Annotated in this window: 15 protein-coding genes; 5 read left to right on the forward strand and 10 right to left on the reverse strand. The window is 71.4% G+C overall.

Annotation, left to right across the window (positions count from 1 at the left end):
* Positions 1–49: 49 nt before the first annotated feature.
* Together IO39_RS47650 and IO39_RS47655 are read left to right on the forward strand one after the other, a co-directional pair.
* Positions 50–949, forward strand: a complete 900-nt coding sequence (locus IO39_RS47650; RefSeq protein WP_043640208.1) for an SDR family oxidoreductase — start codon at positions 50–52, stop codon at positions 947–949.
* Positions 950–951: 2 nt separating this feature from the next.
* Positions 952–1,770 carry a MaoC/PaaZ C-terminal domain-containing protein gene (locus tag IO39_RS47655; protein WP_043640212.1) on the forward strand — a complete coding sequence of 273 codons (819 nt, stop codon included), beginning with the start codon at positions 952–954 and terminating at the stop codon, positions 1,768–1,770.
* 215 nt (positions 1,771–1,985) lie between these two features.
* On the opposite strand, the gene IO39_RS47660 is transcribed toward IO39_RS47655, so the two are convergent.
* Positions 1,986–2,597, reverse strand: coding sequence for a TetR/AcrR family transcriptional regulator (locus IO39_RS47660; RefSeq protein ID WP_043640351.1), 612 nt, complete (start codon positions 2,595–2,597; stop codon positions 1,986–1,988).
* A 107-nt stretch (positions 2,598–2,704) separates the two neighbouring features.
* Here IO39_RS47660 and IO39_RS47665 point away from each other — a divergent pair, with 107 nt between their 5' ends.
* Both IO39_RS47665 and IO39_RS47670 read left to right on the forward strand, forming a co-directional pair.
* Entirely contained in the window at positions 2,705–3,859 is a 1,155-nt protein-coding gene (locus tag IO39_RS47665; RefSeq protein ID WP_043640214.1) for an acyl-CoA dehydrogenase family protein, read from the forward strand.
* A 5-nt stretch (positions 3,860–3,864) separates the two neighbouring features.
* Entirely contained in the window at positions 3,865–5,949 is a 2,085-nt protein-coding gene (locus IO39_RS47670) for an acetate--CoA ligase family protein (RefSeq protein ID WP_043640215.1), read from the forward strand.
* A gap of 142 nt (positions 5,950–6,091) precedes the next feature.
* On the opposite strand, the gene IO39_RS47675 is transcribed toward IO39_RS47670, so the two are convergent.
* The 4 genes from IO39_RS47675 to IO39_RS59340 all read right to left on the reverse strand — a co-directional run bounded on the left by IO39_RS47675 (position 6,092) and on the right by IO39_RS59340 (position 8,697).
* Entirely contained in the window at positions 6,092–7,219 is a 1,128-nt protein-coding gene (locus IO39_RS47675) for a thiolase C-terminal domain-containing protein (protein ID WP_043640218.1), read from the reverse strand.
* Positions 7,216–7,626: a Zn-ribbon domain-containing OB-fold protein gene (locus IO39_RS47680; protein ID WP_043640220.1), complete on the reverse strand. Its 411-nt coding sequence runs from the start codon at positions 7,624–7,626 to the stop codon at positions 7,216–7,218. Before IO39_RS47680 ends, IO39_RS47675 begins: the two co-directional genes overlap by 4 nt.
* A gap of 327 nt (positions 7,627–7,953) precedes the next feature.
* Entirely contained in the window at positions 7,954–8,460 is a 507-nt protein-coding gene (locus tag IO39_RS47685; protein ID WP_043640222.1) for a VOC family protein, read from the reverse strand.
* A gap of 105 nt (positions 8,461–8,565) precedes the next feature.
* Positions 8,566–8,697 (reverse strand): hypothetical protein, encoded by a 132-nt coding sequence (locus IO39_RS59340; protein ID WP_281200387.1) that lies wholly within the window; start codon positions 8,695–8,697, stop codon positions 8,566–8,568.
* On the opposite strand from IO39_RS59340, the gene IO39_RS47690 reads away from it, so the two are divergent.
* Entirely contained in the window at positions 8,639–9,469 is an 831-nt protein-coding gene (locus IO39_RS47690; RefSeq protein ID WP_245642690.1) for an MFS transporter, read from the forward strand. The two genes, IO39_RS59340 and IO39_RS47690, sit on opposite strands and share 59 nt — an antisense overlap.
* A gap of 221 nt (positions 9,470–9,690) precedes the next feature.
* On the opposite strand, the gene ettA is transcribed toward IO39_RS47690, so the two are convergent.
* The 5 genes from ettA to IO39_RS47715 form a co-directional block, all read right to left on the reverse strand.
* The gene (ettA, locus tag IO39_RS47695) at positions 9,691–11,355 is read right to left on the reverse strand and encodes an energy-dependent translational throttle protein EttA (RefSeq protein ID WP_043640224.1); all 1,665 of its coding nucleotides are present in this window, start codon (positions 11,353–11,355) and stop codon (positions 9,691–9,693) included.
* Between the two features lie 408 nt (positions 11,356–11,763).
* On the reverse strand, positions 11,764–12,987 hold the full coding sequence (locus IO39_RS47700; protein WP_245642681.1) for a GGDEF domain-containing protein: 1,224 nt from the start codon (positions 12,985–12,987) through the stop codon (positions 11,764–11,766).
* A 1,028-nt stretch (positions 12,988–14,015) separates the two neighbouring features.
* Positions 14,016–15,215, reverse strand: a complete 1,200-nt coding sequence (locus tag IO39_RS51730) for a single-stranded DNA-binding protein (RefSeq protein WP_052424298.1) — start codon at positions 15,213–15,215, stop codon at positions 14,016–14,018.
* Positions 15,216–15,493: 278 nt separating this feature from the next.
* Positions 15,494–17,119 carry a GTP-binding protein gene (locus IO39_RS47710; protein ID WP_043640229.1) on the reverse strand — a complete coding sequence of 542 codons (1,626 nt, stop codon included), beginning with the start codon at positions 17,117–17,119 and terminating at the stop codon, positions 15,494–15,496.
* A complete protein-coding gene (locus IO39_RS47715) occupies positions 17,116–19,173 on the reverse strand; it encodes a dynamin family protein (RefSeq protein WP_245642682.1) in 2,058 nt (685 codons plus the stop codon). The genes IO39_RS47710 and IO39_RS47715 overlap by 4 nt, the downstream gene beginning before the upstream one ends.
* Between the last annotated feature and the right edge of the window lie 51 nt (positions 19,174–19,224).

The following is a 19,224-nucleotide window of genomic DNA, read 5'->3' on the forward strand; positions in this document are numbered from 1 at the left end:
TACTAGAATCCAATTCAGATCGTCAGCCGGTCAAGGATCGAGGTGTCGGATGAGTGGGATCGTCGAAGGCCGCGTCGTGATCGTCACGGGCGCGGCCCGGGGCATCGGGCGGGGACACGCGCTGGAGTTCGCCAGGCAGGGCGCGAAGGTGGTGGTCAACGACCTCGGCGCGGAGGTGGACGGCACCGGATCGTCGGGGGCGGCGGCCGAGGTGGTGGCGGAGATCGAGGCCATGGGCGGCCAGGCCGTCGTCAACGGGGAGGACGTCTCCGACTTCGACGGCGCCGAGCGCCTCGTCCGCGCCGCCATCGACCGCTTCGGCGGCCTGGACGTGCTGGTCAACAACGCCGGCATCCTGCGCGACCGGATGCTCGTCAACATGACCGCCGACGAGTGGGACGCCGTGATCAGGGTGCACCTGCGTGGCACGTTCGCGCCGCTGCGCCATGCCGCCGCCTACTGGCGGTCCAAGGCGAAGGCGGGCGAGCGCGTGGATGCCCGGATCATCAACACGACCTCGTCCTCCGGCATCTACGGTAACCCGGGGCAGGGCAACTACGGAGCGGCCAAGGCCGGCATCGCGGGCCTGACGATCATCGCCGCCCGGGAGCTGGAGCGCTACGGCGTCACCGTCAACGCCGTCGCCCCCGCCGCCCTCACCCGCATGACCGCCAACCTCATGCCCGCCGGCGCGACCGGCGCCGACCCCGACGACATCGCGCCGCTGGTCGTCTGGCTGTCCAGCGCCGAGGCGCGCGGGATCACCGGGCGGGTGTTCAACGTGCGCGGCGGCCGGATCAGCGTCGCCGAGGGCTGGCACGCCGGCCCCGAGGTCGACAAGGGCAGCCGGTGGGACCCGGCCGAGCTGGGCTCGGTCATCCCCTCCCTCGTCGAGAAGGCCGCGCCCAACGCGCTCACCAACGGCCGCATCCCCGGACGGGAGGACTGACGATGGCACTCGACCACTCGCTGGTGGGCGTCGAGGGGGAAGCGTACGAGCGTACGTGGACGGCCAAGGACACCATGCTCTACGCGCTCGGGGTCGGGGCCGGCACGTCGGAGCTGGAGTTCACCACGGAGAAGGGGCAGCGAGTGCTGCCGACGTTCGCCGTGCTCGCGGCGCAGGCGCCGGGACGGCGGCTGGGCGACTACGACCCCGCCCTGCTGGTCCACGCCGAGCAGGGCTTCGACCTGCACCGCGAGCTGCCGCCCGCCGGGAACGTACGGACCACCTCGCGGGTGACCGGCATCTACGACAAGGGGTCGGGCGCCCTGGTGACCTCCGAGTCCCGGGCGGTGGACCCGGCCACCGGCGAGCTCGTGATCGCCTCGCGCAGCTCGGTGTTCATCCGGGGCGAGGGAGGCTTCGGCGGCGACCGCGGGCCGCGGGACACCTGGACCCTGCCCGACCGGGCGCCCGACCACAAGGTGACCTACCCGACCCTGCCCGAGCAGGCGCTCATCTACCGGCTGTCCGGCGACTACAACCCGCTGCACAGCGACCCGGCCTTCGCCGCCCGGGCGGGCTTCGACCGGCCGATCCTGCACGGGCTGTGCACGTACGGGGTGACGGGGCGGGCGCTGCTGCACGCGGTGGCGGGCTCGGACCCGGCGCGCTTCCGGTCGATGTCCGGGCGCTTCTCCAGCCCGGTCTTCCCCGGTGAGTCGCTCACGGTGTCGATCTGGGTGGACGGCACGGACGTCCTGTTCCGCACCGCCAAGGACGACGGCACCGTCGTCCTCGATCGCGGCCGCGCCACCATCACCTGACGCGTGCCCCGCCCCGGCGCCGGCCGAGCAGCGTCGTCGCCCCCGCGGCCCTGCCGGCCTGGTGGCGGGGCCCCACGCCGCGCGGCCCTGCCCGCCAGGTGGCGGGGTCGCGCGCGCCGCTGCCCTGCCCGCCCGTCTGGTGGCGGGGTCCCGCGCGCTGTCAGCGGTGGGGGCAGCCGCGGGAGCCGGTGGACGCGGCGGCCGGGGGAAGGGGGTCAGGAGGTTTCGAGGGTGTTGAGGGGGTCGAGGCGGTGGATGAGGGTGACGGCGGCCTCGATGACCTCCTGCGCCTCCTCCTCGCTGTCGGACGTGGCGACCTCGCGGGCGGCCTCGCCGATGATGCTGGTCAGGACGGCCACCGTGAAGCGGTCGAGCGGGTCGGTGCCGGCCCCGAGCAGCACGGCGTTCTGGCGGACCCACTCCCGGCCGCGCGTGCGGCGGATCAGCTCGAAGCCCGGCGGGCCGTCGCCGTCGATGAAGAGCCTGACCAGGTCGCGGCGTTCCCACGCCCCCGCGAGGTACGCCCGCGCCCCCGCGATCAGCAGCTCCACCGGGTCGCGCACGCCCTCCTTCTTGGCCTTGGCGACGCTGGAGGCCGAGGCCTGCTCGTGGGCGGCCTGGTGGTCCTCGTAGAGGGCGAGGAAGAGCTCGGTCTTGCCGCCGAAGTGGTGGTAGAGGCTGCCGACGCTGGAGCCGGCGCGGGCGACCACCTCGGAGACGTTGGCCTCGGCGAAGCCGTGCTCGCTGAAGACCTCGCGCGCCGCCTGCAGCATGCTTTTACGGGTCTGGGCCGTGCGGCTCCACTCCCACGAGGACTTGCGTGCCATGGCCACCATCGTAGCGGTCGAAATTCTAGAATCAGATTCTTGACAGGACCTCGCCCCGGCTAGAATCTCTTACTAGAGAAGGATTCTAGAAATACCAGGAGGCGGCTGTGGACTTCTCGCTCACCCCGGAGGAACGGCAGATCCGCGACACCGTCCGGGCCTTCATCGAGAAGGAGGTCATGCCGCTGGAGCCGGAGGTCCTGCGCAACGAGCGCGAGGGCCGCCCCGGGCTGGCCCCCGACGTCCTGCGCGACCTGCGCGCCAAGGCCAGGAAGTCCGGCTTCTGGGGGATCAACACCCCCGAGGAGTACGGCGGCGCGGCCCTGGGCCCCATCATGTCCGCGATCATCGCCATGGAGATCGGCCGGACGTTCGTGCCCTTCTCGTTCGGCGGCAGCGCCGACAACATCCTCTACGCCGGCACAGAGGAGCAGAAGCGGCGCTACCTGCTCCCCACGATCGAGGGCGAGCGCCGCTCCTGCTTCGCCATCACCGAGCCGGGCGCCGGCTCCGACGCCCGCAACATCCGCACCAGGGCCGTGCGGGACGGCTCCGAGTGGGTGATCAACGGCGAGAAGACGTTCATCACGGGCGGGAACGAGGCGGACTTCGTCATGGTCTTCGCCCTGGCCGAGGAGCACGGCGTCACCTGCTTCCTGGTGGACCGTGACATGGGCTGGAAGTCCGAGCCCATCCCGACGATGGGCGAGTGGGGGCCGGCCTCGCTGGTGTTCCAGGACGTCCGGGTGCCGGAGGAGAACATCCTCGGCGAGCTGGGCAAGGGCTTCGAGCTGGCCATGCAGTGGATCGGCCAGGGCCGTTACATGATCCCCGCGCGCGCCATCGGCTCGGCCGAGCGCATGTTGCAGATGGCCATCGACTACGCCAAGATCCGCAAGTCGATGGGGCAGACGATCTCCAGCTACCAGGCCATCCAGTGGATGATCGCCGACTCCCAGGTGGAGATCGAGGCGGCCAAGTGGCTGACGCTCTACGCGGCCTGGCAGGTGAGCCAGGGCATGGACGCCCGGCACGCCTCCTCCATCGCCAAGCTGAACGGAGCCGTCATGGCCAACCAGGTCGTCGACCGGGTGCTCCAGATTCACGGGGGTATGGGGTACACGAAGGAGCTGCCGATCGAGCGGTGGTACCGGGAGCTGCGGCTGCTGCGCATCTTCGAGGGCACCGACGAGATCCAGCGGCGCACCATCGCCCGCAACCTCATCAAGGGACACGCGCGGCTGGGCCTCATCGGGGAGTGAGCGGCATGTCGGTCGGGGAACTGTTCAATCCGCGTTCGATCGCGCTGGTCGGGGCCACGGACAAGTCGGGGTGGTCGGTCAGCACGCTGGCCAACCTGCGGGCGCACGCCTTCCCCGGGCCGGTGCACCTGGTCAACACCCGGGGCGGCGTGGTGCACGGGATGCCCGCGTACCGGAGCCTGTCGGAGATTCCGGAGCCGGTGGACCTGGCGTACGTGATGGTGCCCACCGCGGCCGTGCCCGGCGTGCTGCGGGAGGGGGCCAAGCTGGGGATCCGGTGTTACGTGATCCTCACGGCCGGGTTCGGGGAGTCCGGGGAGGAGGGCGCGCGGCTGGAGGCGGAGATCGCGGCCTTCGCGGCAGAGCACGGGCTGACGATCCTGGGGCCCAACGGCAACGGGTACATCAACGCCGCCGCCGGCGTGACCCCGTACGGGCTGCCCATCCCCGAGCCGCTGCTGCGCGGCGCGGTCGGCGTGGTGCTGCAGAGCGGGGCGCTGGCCAGCTCGGTGCTGGGCTTCGCGCAGGCCCGCAACGTCGGCATCAGCCTGCTGACCTCGATGGGGAACGAGTCGGTCGTCACCGTCACCGACGTGATCGACTATCTTGTGGACGATCCGGCCACCAGGGTCATCGCGCTGTTCCTGGAGACGGTCAGGAACCCGGCCGAGTTCTCCCGGGTGGCGCGCCGGGCACTCAAGGCGGGCAAGCCGATCGTGGCGCTCAAGATCGGCCGCAGCACGCTGGCCTCCAACACCGCGCAGGCGCACACGGGCGCGCTCGTGGGAGACGACGACGTCATCGACGCGGCGCTGCGGCAGCTCGGCGTGATCCGGGTCCGCTCGCTGGAGGATCTGATCATCACGGCGGGGCTGCTGGCCGCCACGGGGCCGCTGCCGGGCCGGCGCGTCGGCGTCGTCACGCCCTCCGGCGGCGCCTCGGAGATCATCGCGGACCGGGCCGAGGACGAAGGGCTGGAGCTGCCGCCGTTCGCGCCGGAGACGGTGGCGGCGCTGGCGGAGATCGTCCCGTCGTTCGGCACGGTGCAGAACCCGCTCGACGTCACCGGGTACGTGCTCATCGACCGCACCCTCATGGGCCGCGCGCTGGAGATCGTGAGCGCGGACCCGGGGATCGACCTGATCCTCCTGCTGTCCGACGCGCCCAAGGCCGCGCCGCCCGACCCCGCGCCGGTGCTGGCCATGTACACGGCCAGCGCCCGGCGCATCGCCGAGTCGCCGGTGCCGGTCGTGGTGGTGAGCAACGTGCTGACCGACATCACCGAGTTCGGGCGGCGGGTGCAGGAGGAGACCGGCTTCCCGTACGTGGCGGGCGGGATCGAGCACGGGCTGCACGCCATCGGCGCGGCGGTGCGCTGGTCCGAGCTGCGGGCCAGGGCGCTGTCCCGGCCCGCGCCCGCTCCCCCGGCCCCCGGCACGGTTCCGCCCGGGGCGAGCGGCCTGTGGGCCGAGCATCGCGCCGCCGGGCTGCTGGCCTCGGCGGGGCTGCCGGTGGTGCCGTCGGAGCTGGCCCGGGAGGAGCTGGAGGCGGTCGCGGCGGCCGAGCGGTTCGGCTATCCGGTGGTGCTCAAGGTGGCGGCCGAAGGGCTGGGGCACAAGAGCGACATCGGCGGCGTACGGCTCGGGCTGGGCGGGGCCGAGGAGGTGCGGCGGGCCTACCGGGAGCTGGTGGCCGCGGTGCCCGAGGTGGCGGGCGTGCTGGTGCAGCCGCAGCGCTCCGGCGGGGTCGAGCTGCTGGTCGGCGTCGTACGCGACCCCGCCTGGGGGCTCACGCTGGCCGTGGGGCTGGGCGGGGTCTGGGTGGAGGTGCTGCGTGACACGGCGCTGCGGGTGTTGCCGGTGGACGCGGGCGAGGTGCGTACGGCGTTGTCGGAGCTGCGCGGCGCGGCCCTGCTGAACGGGATCAGGGGCGCCGAGCCGGCGGACCTGGACGCGGTGGCCGGGGTGGTGGCGCGGATCGCCGCGTTCGCCGAGTCGCTGGGTGACGGGCTGGAGTCGCTGGAGATCAATCCGCTGCTGGTGTCCGGGTCCCGCGTCGAGGCCCTGGACGCGCTGATCACCTGGCGTTAGCGGCCTGATCACGCGACGCCGGCCTTCCGGTCGTCGGGGGCCGGCCATCCGGGCGGCCGGCGTCGCTGTCCGGGCGGCCGGCCGTCCGGCTTGGGCGGGAAGGCGGGGCGGGCGGTTCCTCGGGGCCGCCCGCCCCGTTCGTTCAGGGCAGGCGGTTGGCCAGGACCAGGGTGGCGGCGGAGGCGAACATGCCGCCGTTGCCCAGCACGACGCTGACCTCCACGTCCGGCACCTGGGCCGCCGCCTCGCCGCGGAGCTGGCGCACCGACTCCTGGATGGCGAACATGCCGTACATGCCGGTGTGCGTGTACGACAGGCCGCCGCCGTTCGTGTTCAGCGGTAGCCGGCCGCCCGGCGAGGTGTGGCCCTCGGCGACGAACGCGCCGGCCTCGCCCCGGCCGACGAACCCCAGGTCCTCCAGGCCGTAGAGGGGCACGTGGGCGAAGGCGTCGTAGACCATGAGGTGGTCCACGTCCTCATGGGTGATCTTGGCCTCGGCGAAGGCGGCCTCGCCCGACAGGCGGAAGCCCTTGGAGGTGGTGAAGTCCTCCATCTGCGAGATGATCGGCGACTCGGCCGACTCGCCCGAGCCGAGCAGGTAGACCGGGGAGCGGCGGGCGCGCTCCTCGGAGGTGACGACGAGCGCGCCGCCGCCGTCGGTCACCAGGCAGCACTCCAGCAGGTGGAACGGGTAGGCGACCATGCGCGAGGCCAGGACGTCCTCGACGGTGATGAGGTCGCGGTACATCGCCCTGGGGTTGAGGTGGGCCCAGCGCCGCTGCGCGACCGCGACCTCGGCGAGCTGCTCGTGGGTGAGGCCGGTCTCCTTCATGTAGCGCAGCGCCGTGATGGTGAACGACGTGGGCGGCCCGACCACGCCGTACGGCAGCTCGAACTGCCCCAGCAGCGAGTCGGCCCCCAGCCCGAAGCGCCCGGCCCCGACCCGCGACCGCCCCGACTCGCCGTGCGTGATCAGCACGGTACGGCACAGCCCGGCGCGGATGGCGGCGGCCGCGTGCCGTACGTGGAAGAGGAACGACGATCCGCCCACCCCCGTGCCGTCGAGCCAGGCGGGGGTGATCCCGAGGGCGTGGGCGATCTGGATCGGGCCCGGCGTGCCGACCGTGGCGACGCCGTCGATGTCGTGGACGGTCATGCCCGCGTCGGCGAGCGCGTTCCTGGCGGCCTCCAGGTGGAGCTGCATCGTGGAGTGGCCGGGCAGGCGGCCCACCTCGTCCGTCTCGGCGGCGCCGGCGATCACGACGGTCATCGTGCGCCTCCCCCGGCCGGCTCGAAAAGGGGCACGCTGACGTCGCCGCGCCGCTCGAACACGACCCGGAGCTCCATGTCCAGCGGCAGGTTCTCCGGGGTGTTCGGCACGCCGACGATGTTCGTCATCATGCGCACCCCCTCTTCCAGCTCCACGACGGCGATCGCGTACGGGGCGTCGGCCTCGAAGCCGGGGGCCGGGCGGTGGTTGATGACGTAAGAGTACAGGGTCGCGCGGCCACTGGCGCGGACCCATTCGACCCGGTCGCCGCCGCAGCGGGGGCAGCTCGGCCGCGGGTAGAAGTAGTGCCGCTCGCAGGTCTTGCAGCGCTGGATCCTGAGCTCTCCCTCGGCCGCGCCGTCCCAGAACGGCTGAGTCTCGGGCGTGGGCTTAGGCACCGGCTTCATCGGCCTCCCCAATCTTAGTTCTAGAATTCCACTCTAGATCTAAGTTCTGCCACGCCTCAAGGGGCCGAAGACCACGGACCGCGCCACCACCCGAGCCCACGACCGCGTCCGAGCCGTGAACCCGGGGCCCCATCGAGCCGTGGACCCGGGCCCCACCGAGCCCTGGACCTCGCGGCCCCCGACCCCCGGGACCTCACAGCCCCCCGAGCCCCGGACTCTGCGGCCGTCCGAGATTCTGGACTCTGCGGCCGTCCGGATTCTGGACCGCGCCTCCGCCCCCCGGCGGCGGCTCACGACCTGTGGCCGCGACACCGCGCCCGTGGCCGCTCAGGGACTTGGGACGCCGTTGCCGTTCCTGCCGCGGCCGGCCAGCACCTCCTCCAGGCTCGGGCGCGGCTCGCCGGGCTCGCGCACCCCCGGCTGGGCCAGCTGGATCAGCACGCCGTGCGCCTCCTTGGGGTGCAGGAACACCTCCCGCCAGCGCGGGTCGGCCCGGTTGAGGCCATGGAGGCGATAGCCCCGCGCGGACAGCGCGGCCACGGCCGCGTCCAGGTCCCGGACATGGAAGTTCAGGTGATGGACACCGCCCCGACCCCTGTTCAGCTCGAAGAAGCTGTCGAAGAACGTCGATCCGGCCAGCGGCTCCATCAGCTCGACCTTCCCGCCGCCCTCGTACGTGAGCTGCAACGTGCGATAGCCGGCCACCCGGTTGTCGCCGCCGCCACCCAGATGCCGGCCGCCCAGCAGGTCACGGTAGATCGGCAGCAGATCCCTGATGCGGGGCGCGGCCACGGCCGTGTGATCGAAGTGCACGCCGTCGAGTCCCAGGTCCACGGGGGGCTCCTTACGTTCCGGAATCCTAGAATTTCATTCTAGCCGCTGGCGCCCCTCTTCACTCTGACGGAGCCGGGCGTGAGGCGCAGCATCACAGAAAGGTCTTCATGCGGCGGGCGCGCAGGCGTTCGGCTTCTGGACCTGGGGCCCCGTCGGGGCGAACTTCCTGGCCGCCGCCATCGCCGGATGGACGCTGCCGATCTTCGGCGACTCGTGGCGCTCGCAGTTCGTCATCATGGGCTGCTTCTCGCTGGTCATCTCGGCCGTCATCGCCTTCAACATCGCCGACCTCTCCCCCGAGCTGCGCGCCAGGATCCAGCACACCGAGCGTGCCGCCAGCGACGTCGTGGACCTCGGCCGGCCGCCCCGCATGCGCACCCTGTTCGCCCGGCGCAACATCTGGGCGCACGTCGTCGGGATCTCGCTGTGGCTGGTGCTCTACATCACGCTGTCGCTGTTCGGGCAGACGATGCTGGTCGGGGCGCTCGGCATCAGCAGCGCGGAGGCCTCCACGATCATGGCCGCGTTCTGGAGCCTCAACCTGATCACCCTGATCGTGACGGGCCGGCTGTCGGACCGTACGCAGCTGCGCAAGCCGTTCTCCCTGGGCGGCACGGTCGCGGCCGTCCTCGTCACCGCCTTCCTGGCCGTCTCACTCGGCCGGGAAGGCGTCTCGACCGGCACGCTGATGGTGGCCGGCGCGCTGCTCGGCGGCTCGCTCGGCGTCGCGTACGCACCCTGGATGGCCAACTACTCCGAGGACGCCGAGGACGCCGACCCGCGCCTGCAGGGCACGGCGTGGGGGCTGTTCGGGTTCCTCAGCAAGAGCATCGCCGTGATCGGGCTGCTCGTCATCCCTCATGTGGTCGAGGCCACGAGCTGGCAGACGTGGCTCTTCGTGGCGCTGGGCTGCCTCGTCCTGTTCATCCCGGCGATCATGCTCTTCAACGGCCCCTGGCGCCGCCGCCCCGCCCCTGCCGCACCCGCCCCGGTCAGCGCCGGAACCTGACCTCCGTCACGGGCGCGTGGGCGGAGGTACGGCTCCCACCTGCGCGAAAGCCCATGCACCAAGCCGGTGAAGGCTTGGTGCATGGGCTGTGGCTCAGCCGGCCGTGTGGCTCAGCCGGCCGGAACCGTGTGGCTCAGCCAGCCGAGGCAGCGTGGCTCAGCCAGCCGGAGCCCTGTGACTCAGCCAGCTGGGTTTGTGTGGCTCAGTCGGGCTGGAGCCGGTCAGTCGCGGTGCAGCTTCCGGTAGGTCACCCGGTGCGGGCGCGCCGCGTCGGCGCCCAGGCGCTCGATCTTGTTCTTCTCGTAGTCGGCGAAGTTGCCCTCGAACCAGAACCAGTTCGACCCTTCCTCCCACGCCAGGATGTGGGTGGCGATGCGGTCGAGGAACCACCGGTCGTGCGAGGTGATCACGGCGCAGCCCGGGAAGTCGAGCAGCGCGTTCTCCAGCGACGACAGGGTCTCGGTGTCGAGGTCGTTGGTGGGCTCGTCGAGCAGCAGCACGTTGCCGCCCTGCTTGAGGGTGAGCGCCAGGTTGAGCCGGTTGCGCTCGCCACCGGACAGCACCGCGGCCTTCTTCTGCTGGTCAGGGCCCTTGAAGCCGAACGCCGCGATGTAGGCCCGCGACGGCATCTCCACGTTGCCGACCTTGATGTGGTCGAGCCCGTCGGAGACGACCTCCCAGACGTTCTTGTTCGGGTCGATGCCGCCCCGGCTCTGGTCGGCGTAGGAGATCTTCACCGTGTCGCCGATGGTGATCGAGCCCGTGTCGGGCGTCTCGCCACCGGTGATCATGCGGAACAGCGTGGTCTTGCCGACGCCGTTCGGGCCGATGACACCGACGATGCCGTTACGCGGCAGGTCGAACGTCAGGTTCTCCATGAGCAGGCGGTCGCCGAAGCCCTTGGTGAGCTCGTTGGCCCTGATCACCGTGGTGCCCAGACGCGGGCCCGGCGGGATCTGGATCTCCTCGAAGTCCAGCTTGCGGAACTTGTCGGCCTCGGCGGCCATCTCCTCGTAACGCTGGAGCCGGGCCTTGCTCTTGGTCTGGCGGGCCTTCGGGTTGGAGCGGACCCACTCCAGCTCGTCCTCCAGGCGCTTCTTGCGCTTGGCGTCCTTCTGGCCCTCGACCTTGAGCCGCTGCGCCTTCATGTCGAGGTAGGTGGAGTAGTTGCCTTCGTACGGGTAGCACCGGCCCCGGTCGAGCTCCAGGATCCAGGTGGCGACGTTGTCGAGGAAGTAGCGGTCGTGGGTGACGGCCAGCACCGTGCCGGCGTACTTCTCCAGGTGGGACTCCAGCCACTGCACGCTCTCGGCGTCGAGGTGGTTGGTGGGCTCGTCGAGCAGCAGCAGGTCGGGCGCTTCGAGCAGCAGCTTGCACAGCGCGACGCGGCGGCGCTCACCACCGGACAGCTTGCTCACCTCGGCATCGGGCGGCGGGCAGCGCAGCGCGTCCATCGCCTGCTCAAGCTGGCTGTCCAGGTCCCAGGCGTTGCGGTGCTCCAGCTGCTCCTGCAGCTTGCCCATCTCATCCAGCAACTCGTCGCTGTAGTCGGTGGCCATCTGCTCGGCGATGTCGTTGTAGCGCTGGAGCATCGCCATCGTCTCGGCGACGCCTTCCTGCACGTTGCCGAGGACGGTCTTCTCCTCGTTGAGCGGCGGCTCCTGCTGGAGCATGCCCACCGTGAAGCCCGGCATGAGCTTCGCGTCTCCATTGGACGGCTGCTCCAGGCCGGCCATCATCCGGAGCAGCGTCGACTTTCCCGTGCCGTTCGGACCCAGGACACCGATCTTGACTCCGGGCAGGAACGACAGCGTGACGTCGTCAAGGACAACCTTGTCGCCGTGCGCCTTGCGCACGCGCTGCAGCGTATAGATGTACTCCGGCATGCCCTCTAGCTTAGGGGCTCCCGAGCCGGGCTTCCGCCGCTCCTCCCTAGCACCTTCCCGTACCCCTTCAAACCCGCCCCGCCACCCGCCCTCACCAGCTCGTCCACCCGGAGCCCCCGCCCACGCGACGGCATCCGCGCGAGCGCACCTCCCGCGGGCACGAGAAACCGGGATGCGCCCAGAAGGACGCGATCCGGGAGACGACGGTGGAGCCGCCGGCCAGGAACGCAAACCGGCTGGAGCCAGAAGGTCGCGCAGAACTCCCTGAGAAGCAGGGTCAGAAGACCCAAGCCTGGAGGTCGCGGCGAAGTCACCGGGACGGAGGGCACGGCGAGACGCGGGCCGGCGAGCGCTGGGGCGAAGGCGGGTGGAAGGGGGACGGACGGGGTCAGTGAGGGTCCAGGGGTCTCAGGGAGTGGAGGGGTCGTTGGGCAGGGCGCGGGGCGGCTGGACGGCGGGGATGCAGACGCGGTCTCGTCCCAGCTCCTTGGCGCGGTAGAGAGCCAGGTCGGCGGCCGCGAGCAGGTCGATGAGGTCGTCGCCGTGCACGCCCATGAGCGCCACCCCGGTCGAGATCGTGACCCTGACCAGGGTGTCCTCAACGGGGATGGCCATGCGTGCGATGCGGACGCGCAGGCGCTCGGCCACCCGGCGGGCCTCGTCGGTGTCGGCTCCCGGCAGGAGGACCGCGAACTCCTCACCGCCGAACCGCCCCACCACGTCGTATTCGCGGAGCTGGCTGCGCAGCATGGACGCCACGCCGACCAGCACCTGGTCGCCGACGAGATGGCCATGGGCGTCGTTGACGCGTTTGAAGTGGTCGATGTCGATGATCAGCAGGGCCAGACTGTCGCCGGTGCTGCGGGCCCGCCCGATCTCGGTGTCGGCCTCGCGCTGCCAGGCCGCGGCGTTGAGCAGCCCGGTCTTGGCATCGGTACGGGCCGCCGCCTGGAGCTGCGCATGCAGGAGGCTGCGCTGCAGCAGCACTACCGGCGGCAGCGTGAAGATCAGGAGCCCCAGGTTGATGCCGCAGGCGATGGAGACCGTGACGCCCAGGCACAGCTCGACGATGTCCAGCAGCATGCTCTCCCTGTCCCACAGCACCTCCCGCCAAGCGGCGTCGGGGTTGGCCATGTGGGCGGCGATGGCGATGAGGCCGATGTTGAGCAGGGAGAAGATCACGGCGGAGGCCACCGCGATCAGGATGGGCGGGCCGCTGCCCCGCGACAGCTCCCAGGGATGCTCCACGAAGCCGTGGAACGTCACGGACGCCGTACATCCCGCCAGCCCGATGGCGGCCGAGCTGAACACCCTGCGGTAGAGCATCGTCGCCCGCACCCGCAGTTGCAGCAGGACCTGCAGCACGATGGGCGCGAACAGGGCGTAGACCGGGGGCAGGAGCAGTGCCACCGGCAGCCACCAGGCCGACAGCAGGTCGCGGGACACGCCGGCGGGCATGCCCAGCCGCCTGGTGGCCTCGATGCACACCGCGCCGCAGCCCATCAGGGCGCCGAACGTGAGCGCGTCTTTCCACTGGAAGACGGTCGACGTCCAGAACCAGACGATCGCAGCGAGATCTAGAGCGACGATGAAGCAGAAGTACGCGACGAGCCAGCGACGTTGCCCTAGCAACGGCCAGCGGTCGGCCAGTGTTGACACAACGTCGCGAGACTTGATCGATGCGTGACTGGTCACCGCCATCTCGCTTCCTCCCTGACTAACGATGTGTAACACAATAATTGCGGAGTGTGCGTTGTGCGATGGGAACCGCTACGTTGGCAGTGACCACACCTGCTCGTCCCACGAGCGGGCCGTGATGGAGAGCCGTGCTGGAAAGGAGCAGCCATGGTGCGGGGCGTGACCTGGACCTGACAGATGCTCTAGCCATCTGACGCGGGCAACACACCATCGGCCGCCCCCCTCGGGGTGTCAACGGGACCCGGCCGGTGCCCCTCTCCCCCTCCATCCCACCCCCTCTCCCGGGTCCCTCACACACCGGACACCGACCCCACCCACTGGGCCGCCTTCACCCCGATCCCCTCACCCCGCCCCCGCCTCCAGCCCTCCGCCGTTTCCTCCACCCCGCCCCAGCCTCCAGCCCTCCGCCGTTTCCTCCACCCCGCTCCCGCCTCCGGCCCTTCGCGCTTTCCTCCACCCCGCCTTCCCCCGCCTCCGCCCGTCCGCCGTTCCTCCACCCCGCCTTCCCCACCTCCGGGTTCCGGCGGTGCCTCGCTGCGAGATGGTCGATGATCTTGTCGCGCCCGGCTCATCTGGACGAACAGGGCAAGGTAGGCCAGAAATCACACCGTCCTGCAGGACGCCCGGGACGAGGCCCTTCGCTCCGGCCCTTTCGCTCCGGCCGCCTTCGCTCCCGCCGCTCCGCCGCCCGGCTTCTTCGTCGTGGTCGTGGCAGACCGTGCCGTCGGCTTCGGGCCTCTCGACTCGGGCACTTGGCGCCGGGCTGCTCGCCGCCGCCCGCGCTCATGGGACATCGCCCGATGTGGGGGGTGGGGGGCAAGGGAGCCCGTTGGGGTGATGGTCGGTGCTCCCTTGCGTTCGCCGGTCCAAGCCCAGGCGCGCCGCCGTTTGCCACCCCGTCCGCGCTCGCTTGGGTTCGCGCTTGGTCAGGGGTCCCCGAGCGGCGTCGCGTGTGCGTGGAGCTACGCCGCCGTTCTCGTCGCCAGGGTGGTCGGCTCTGCGTCGGTGTCCGGCTCGCTGCTCCTCTTGGTACGGCCCCTGCCGCGTTCCTCGCCTCCCAGGATGCGGACCGTGTCGTTCTCCGCGCCTCGGGTGCGGGCGGTGCCGCTCTCCTGGGCCGGTTTGCGCACGTTGCCGCCGTCGGATCCCGGGCTGCGGGCCGTGCTTGGCCTTGTGCTCGATCCGCGTACGTCGGCGCCGTCCTCGGAACTCAGCTCACGCATGTCGCCGTCCGCAAGGCCCAGCCCGCGCACGCCACCGTCCGCAGAGCCCAGTGTGCGCATGTCACCGCTCGCAGAGCCCAGTGCGTGCATATCGCCCTTCCCAGAGGCCAGTGCGAGCGTGTCACCGTTCGCGGAGGCAGGTACGGGTATGTGGTTGTCTTCAGGGTTCGGTACGCGCATGCTGCCGTCGTTCGAGGCCGGCCTGCCCACGTTGCCGTTGTACGGTGACGGGCCGCTCGGGCTGGCGTCCGCCATGGCCCGCGCGCCGGGCTGCGGCTCCAGCGTGGATCCGCCGGTGTGCTCCGCCTGCAAACCGGTGTGCTCTGCCTGGAAAGGGAGCGTCGTGTCGGCGGGGGGCAGCGGGTGCGCGTCCCCGTGGTCCGGCAGGTGGGCGGAGGGGGTGTTGAGCTCCCAGGGCGGCGTCCGGTCGGCTGCGATGCCCGCCGGGTGGAGGGCGGTGGATTCGGCGCGGAGGTCGGGACGGGCGAAGGACGGCTGGTGGCGGGGCCCCATGGCCCAGTCACGGGTCTCCTCGTCGAGGCGGTCGCGCATCTCCTTGCTCACCGAGCCGGCTCCGCCCCGCTCCGGTTTCGCGAAGACGCCGGTGCCCCAGCGCAGGTCGTGGCCCACCGCGCTGGCCTCGATCTCGGGCATGAAGCGGCGATCCCCCTCGGCGCCGAACTCGCGAATGCGCAGCTTGCCGGACACCACCACGGGATGGCCCGCGCGGACGGAGGCTGCCACGTTCTCCCCCAGAGCGCGCCAGCAGCGAACGGTGAAGCAGACCTTCTCGCCGTCTGTCCACTGGCCCGTTCTCTTGTCGAAGTAGCGGTGCGAGGTGAGCACCCTCAGAGAGGTGACCTTGGTGCCTTCGTCGAAGCTGTACTGCCTCGGCTCCGCGGCGACGTTGCCCGTGAGTGTGATGTAGATGTCGTTCATCCCGTGCCTCCCATGTGGCGGGCCGGCTGCCCGCGATCTGGGAACACGGTGCCGGGGAAGGGGGCAGGGCGGCGCCGCCGAACGCGGTTCTGTGGACAACAGGGGCGGCAGCGGTCCGGGCTGTGGAAGAAGGCAGGTGGAGACGGAGGTGGGTGGAGACGGAGGTGGGTGGAGACGGAGGTGGGTGGAGACGGAGGTGGGTGGAGACGGAGGTGGGTGGAGACGCAAACGGCCGTCCGGGAGGCGGACGGCCGGTTGTGCGTCAGTGAGAAGTGGGGTCAGACCGACAGGTCTCGCAATGCGGTGTAGAAGGCGTGGTGGCGGCCCAGCTCCCGTTCCACCGGCTCCACCACCATCGTGGCCGCGACCGCCGCGACCCTGCGCCTCATCTCCCGTTCGAGCCGTTCCCGCTCCCGCGACGCGCCCAGCTCGACGAAGTTGCGCGACGCGATGCCGGACAACGCCCCGAGCCCCAGTACGGAGACCATCATGAGCCCCACCCACGGCAGCGTCGCCGTGTCGCCCAGCAGCGCCAGCGACGACGGCAGCGCACCGGGCATCAGCAGGCCCACCGCCAGCCAGGCCAGGCCGGCCACGAAGGCGACGACCAGGAAGTACTGCCACACCTTGAGCGCCCGCCACCAGCCGGGCACCCGGTCGAGCGCGGGGGCGACCTCCGCGAGGTCCTCGGTCAGGGCCTGGGGAAGCTGCTTGGCGCGGGACCGGGCCGCCTGGTGCACGGCGGCGCGCCACACCGGCTGCATCCCCATGGACAGCCCGTCGGCCATCGCCTGCACGGCGTTGGCGACCTCGGCGGACTGGGCGCTCACCGACGTGGTCGCGATGCCGCGGATCTCCTGCCCGACGTCGTCGAGCCGCAGGCTCTTCAGCGGGTCGGGACGGAGCTTGTCGATCCAGCGCGGGTACGGCCAGCCGACCCACCGGCTCGACCGCTCGGCGTAGACGTTCTCCATGGCCTCGCCCACGGCCGGCACCCCGACCGCGTCGCACAGCGCGTCCGTCAGCCCCATCCGGCGGGCCTCGTCGACCGTCGAGGGCACCGACAGCGCCTCGCCCATCGGCATGGCCTTGCTGAGCTTCTGCTCCAGCCGGTGCAGGTCGGCCTCGAGCTTCTGGATGGCGGCGCGGCGGCGGGCGACCGCGGTGGCGATGACGCTCTTGAGGCTCTCGATGCCGCGGCCGGTGGCCGCCGAGGTCGGCACGACGCTCGGATGCTCGACGCCTTCCCTGCGCAGCAGGTCGTTGAGGTCGATGACCAGCTCGGCCAGCTCTTCGGTGGTCAGCCGGTCGGCCTGGTTGAGGGCGAACACGGTGACCGCGTCGTGCCCGGCCAGCTCCGTCACGTAGCGCCGGTGGGTGGAGGCGTCGGCGTATTTCTGCGGGTCCAGCACCCACACCACCAGGTCCGCCAGCCCGATGAGCCGGTCGGCCTCGGTGTCGGTGAGCGCCCTGATCGAGTCGTGGTCGGGCAGGTCGAGCAGGATCAGCCCGTGCAGTTGGCCGTCGCCCTTGTCGAGCGCGCTGGCCCGGGAGAAGCGGTGCCGCTCCTGGATCTGCAGCCAGTCGAGCAGCGGCCCCGCGCCCTCCAGCCCCCACACGCAGGCGTGGGTACGGGCGGTGGTCGGCCTGCGCACGCCGGTCGGCGACAGGTCGAGGCCGGAGATCGCGTTGAACAGCGACGACTTGCCGCTGCCCGTGCCGCCCGCCAGGGCGACGACCGTGTGCTCCGACGACAGCTTGAGCCGGGCCCCGGCCCGCTTGAGCAGCGCGTTGGCCTCGTTGAGCAGCTTGTTGTCCAGCCGCCCCGGCCCCAGCTCCACCACCTTGGAGAGCGCGGTCAACCGCGGGGCGAGCCCCGGTCTGGTGGTCGTGGTGGTGGTCATCGGACGACCTCGAGGTTGTACGTTGCCTGGTAGAGACGGGTGGCGACGGACTCGTCCGGAATGCCCGCGGCGTCGAGCACCTGCACGTAACGCATGGCCTCCTCGTCGAACAACATGCCGATCCTGGCCCGCAGGTCGCTGAACGCCTTGGCGCCGATGCCGCGCAGCGACTCCGCGCCCAGCAGGGCGTTGACCAGCCGGTGCGGCACTCCTTCGCCGTTGCCGCCGCTGAACATGGCGACCATGAAGATCAGGGCGAGCGACTCCGGGTCGAACGAGACCAGCTTCGAGACCGAGCGCTTGGCCACGCCCTCCGTGCGCACCAGCTCGCCCAGGTGCTCCTGCCAGGACGCGATGGCGCGGCCGGTGTGGCGTACGAGATTGTCGGAGGGCCTGTCGAGGTCCGCCCCGAGCTTGGCTCCCAGCTCGGCGCGGTGCCGCCAGCGCGCCACCACCTCCTCGCAGGCGCGGGTCGCGGCGGCGACGATGACCGATTCGAGCCCCGTGCGGATCGCCGCCTTGAACGCCAGCACCCGCTCCGGCGCCTGCCTGGCCGCCCGGCCGCGCTTGCGCAGCTGCAGGGAGCGTACGAGGTCGCCCGACCCGGCGAAGTCCTGCCAGCGGGCCAGCACCTCGCCGTGCAGCAGCGAGCCGTTCTTCGACGCCTTGTCGATCTCGCTGAGCGCGCTCAGGAAGGCCGCCTCCACGTCGCCGCGCAGCTCGGCCCGGAACGCGACGTGCGCCTCCAGGTGCCTGGCCAGCGCGGGCACGCGGGTGCGGAAGCTGTTGAGCACGCCGTTGAGCGTCTCGCGTACGGCCTGGGCCCGCCGCTTCTCGTCCACCGACAGCTCGGCCAGCCACATCCGCAGGTCGGTCATCTCGTCGTCGGGCAGCCTTCCGTCGGCCACCTTCGACTCGTGGACGACGAACCTGTCGATGTCGCCCAGGCCGTATTCGGTGAGCATCCGGACGAAGTGCTTGAGCACCACATCCGCCGACTTCTGCTGCACCCGCGACAGCACGATGGCCAGGCGGGCGCCGCGCTCCTTGGCCAGGCGCAGCAGGTTCCAGGCCGGGGCGTCGGCGTAGCGGGCGGCGGTGGTCACGAAGATCCACAGGTCGGCGGCGTCGAGCATGCGGTGCGCGACCTCGTGGTGCTCCTCGACCACCGAGTCGATGTCAGGGGTGTCGAGCAGCGCCACGCCCTGCGGGAGCTTCTCGGTCGCCGTGATGACCAGGCCACCCGTGCCGGACGTCGCCGGCGCCGGAGCCGGCCTGTCGAGGCGCTCCAGGCCGCTCAGCAGGTCGCCCTTCGCGAACCACTCGTGGTCGTCCGGGTGGCAGACCAGGACGGGGGTGCCGGTGGTCGGGCGGCGTACGCCCGTGCGCGAGACGTTCTTCTCGGCGAGGCTGTTGACCAGGGTGGACTTGCCCGCGCCGGTCGAGCCCGCGATCACGATGAGGGCCGGGGCCGTGCGGGTCCTGACCCGGGGCAGCACGTAGTTTTCCAGCTGGGCCAGCAGGTCGGCCCTGGCCTGCCTGGCCTCTTCGGAGCCGGGCAGGTCGAGGCCGAAGCTCAGGTCGGCGACGGCCTCCCTGAGGGTGCCGATGGCCTCCATCAGCGCCTCGGCGGCCTCGGCCGGCAACTCCTCCAGCCGCTCCCCCGGCCCGACCTCTGCCTCTGCCTCTGTCCCCGGCTCTGCGCCGGGCTTCTCCACCTCTGTCCCGGCCTGCTCGGCAGCTGTCTCGGCCTCGGCGTCAGTGTCCGAGTCGGTCTCGGTGTCGGTCCCGGCGTCAGTGTCCGAGTCGGTCTCGGTGTCGCTCCCGGCGTCAGTCTCGGTCCCGGTATCGGTGTCGCTCCCGGCGTCAGTCTCGGCCCCGGCGTCAGTCCGGACCTCGGCGTCGAGGTCGGCCTCATCGGCGGCGATCTCGGCGGTCGTGTCAGCTTCGGCACGGACCTCGGCGGCCTCCGCGACGGCCTCGGACTCGGCAGCGGCACCCGGCTCCGCGACATCTCCAGGCGCGGGCTCGGTGACGGGCTCCGGCACGGCCACGGACGCAGGCTCGGATACGGGCGCGGACGCAGGCTCCGGCGCGCCCTCGGC

Origin of the sequence: Nonomuraea candida, from assembly GCF_000725485.1 — a bacterium.
GTDB lineage: Bacteria > Actinomycetota > Actinomycetes > Streptosporangiales > Streptosporangiaceae > Nonomuraea > Nonomuraea candida.

Bases quoted from the DNA above. Each gene is read 5' to 3' on its own strand.
- IO39_RS47675 (WP_043640218.1), bottom strand. From the start codon at position 7,219: ATGACCGTCGTGATCGCCGGCGCCGCCGAGACGGACGAGGTGGGCCGC.
- IO39_RS51730 (WP_052424298.1), bottom strand. From the start codon at position 15,215: ATGAACGACATCTACATCACACTCACGGGCAACGTCGCCGCGGAGCCG.
- IO39_RS47655 (WP_043640212.1), top strand. From the start codon at position 952: ATGGCACTCGACCACTCGCTGGTGGGCGTCGAGGGGGAAGCGTACGAG.
- IO39_RS47660 (WP_043640351.1), bottom strand. From the start codon at position 2,597: ATGGCACGCAAGTCCTCGTGGGAGTGGAGCCGCACGGCCCAGACCCGT.
- IO39_RS47650 (WP_043640208.1), top strand. From the start codon at position 50: ATGAGTGGGATCGTCGAAGGCCGCGTCGTGATCGTCACGGGCGCGGCC.
- IO39_RS47710 (WP_043640229.1), bottom strand. From the start codon at position 17,119: ATGACCACCACCACGACCACCAGACCGGGGCTCGCCCCGCGGTTGACC.
- IO39_RS47670 (WP_043640215.1), top strand. From the start codon at position 3,865: ATGTCGGTCGGGGAACTGTTCAATCCGCGTTCGATCGCGCTGGTCGGG.
- IO39_RS59340 (WP_281200387.1), bottom strand. From the start codon at position 8,697: ATGATGACGAACTGCGAGCGCCACGAGTCGCCGAAGATCGGCAGCGTC.
- ettA (WP_043640224.1), bottom strand. From the start codon at position 11,355: ATGCCGGAGTACATCTATACGCTGCAGCGCGTGCGCAAGGCGCACGGC.
- IO39_RS47680 (WP_043640220.1), bottom strand. From the start codon at position 7,626: ATGAAGCCGGTGCCTAAGCCCACGCCCGAGACTCAGCCGTTCTGGGAC.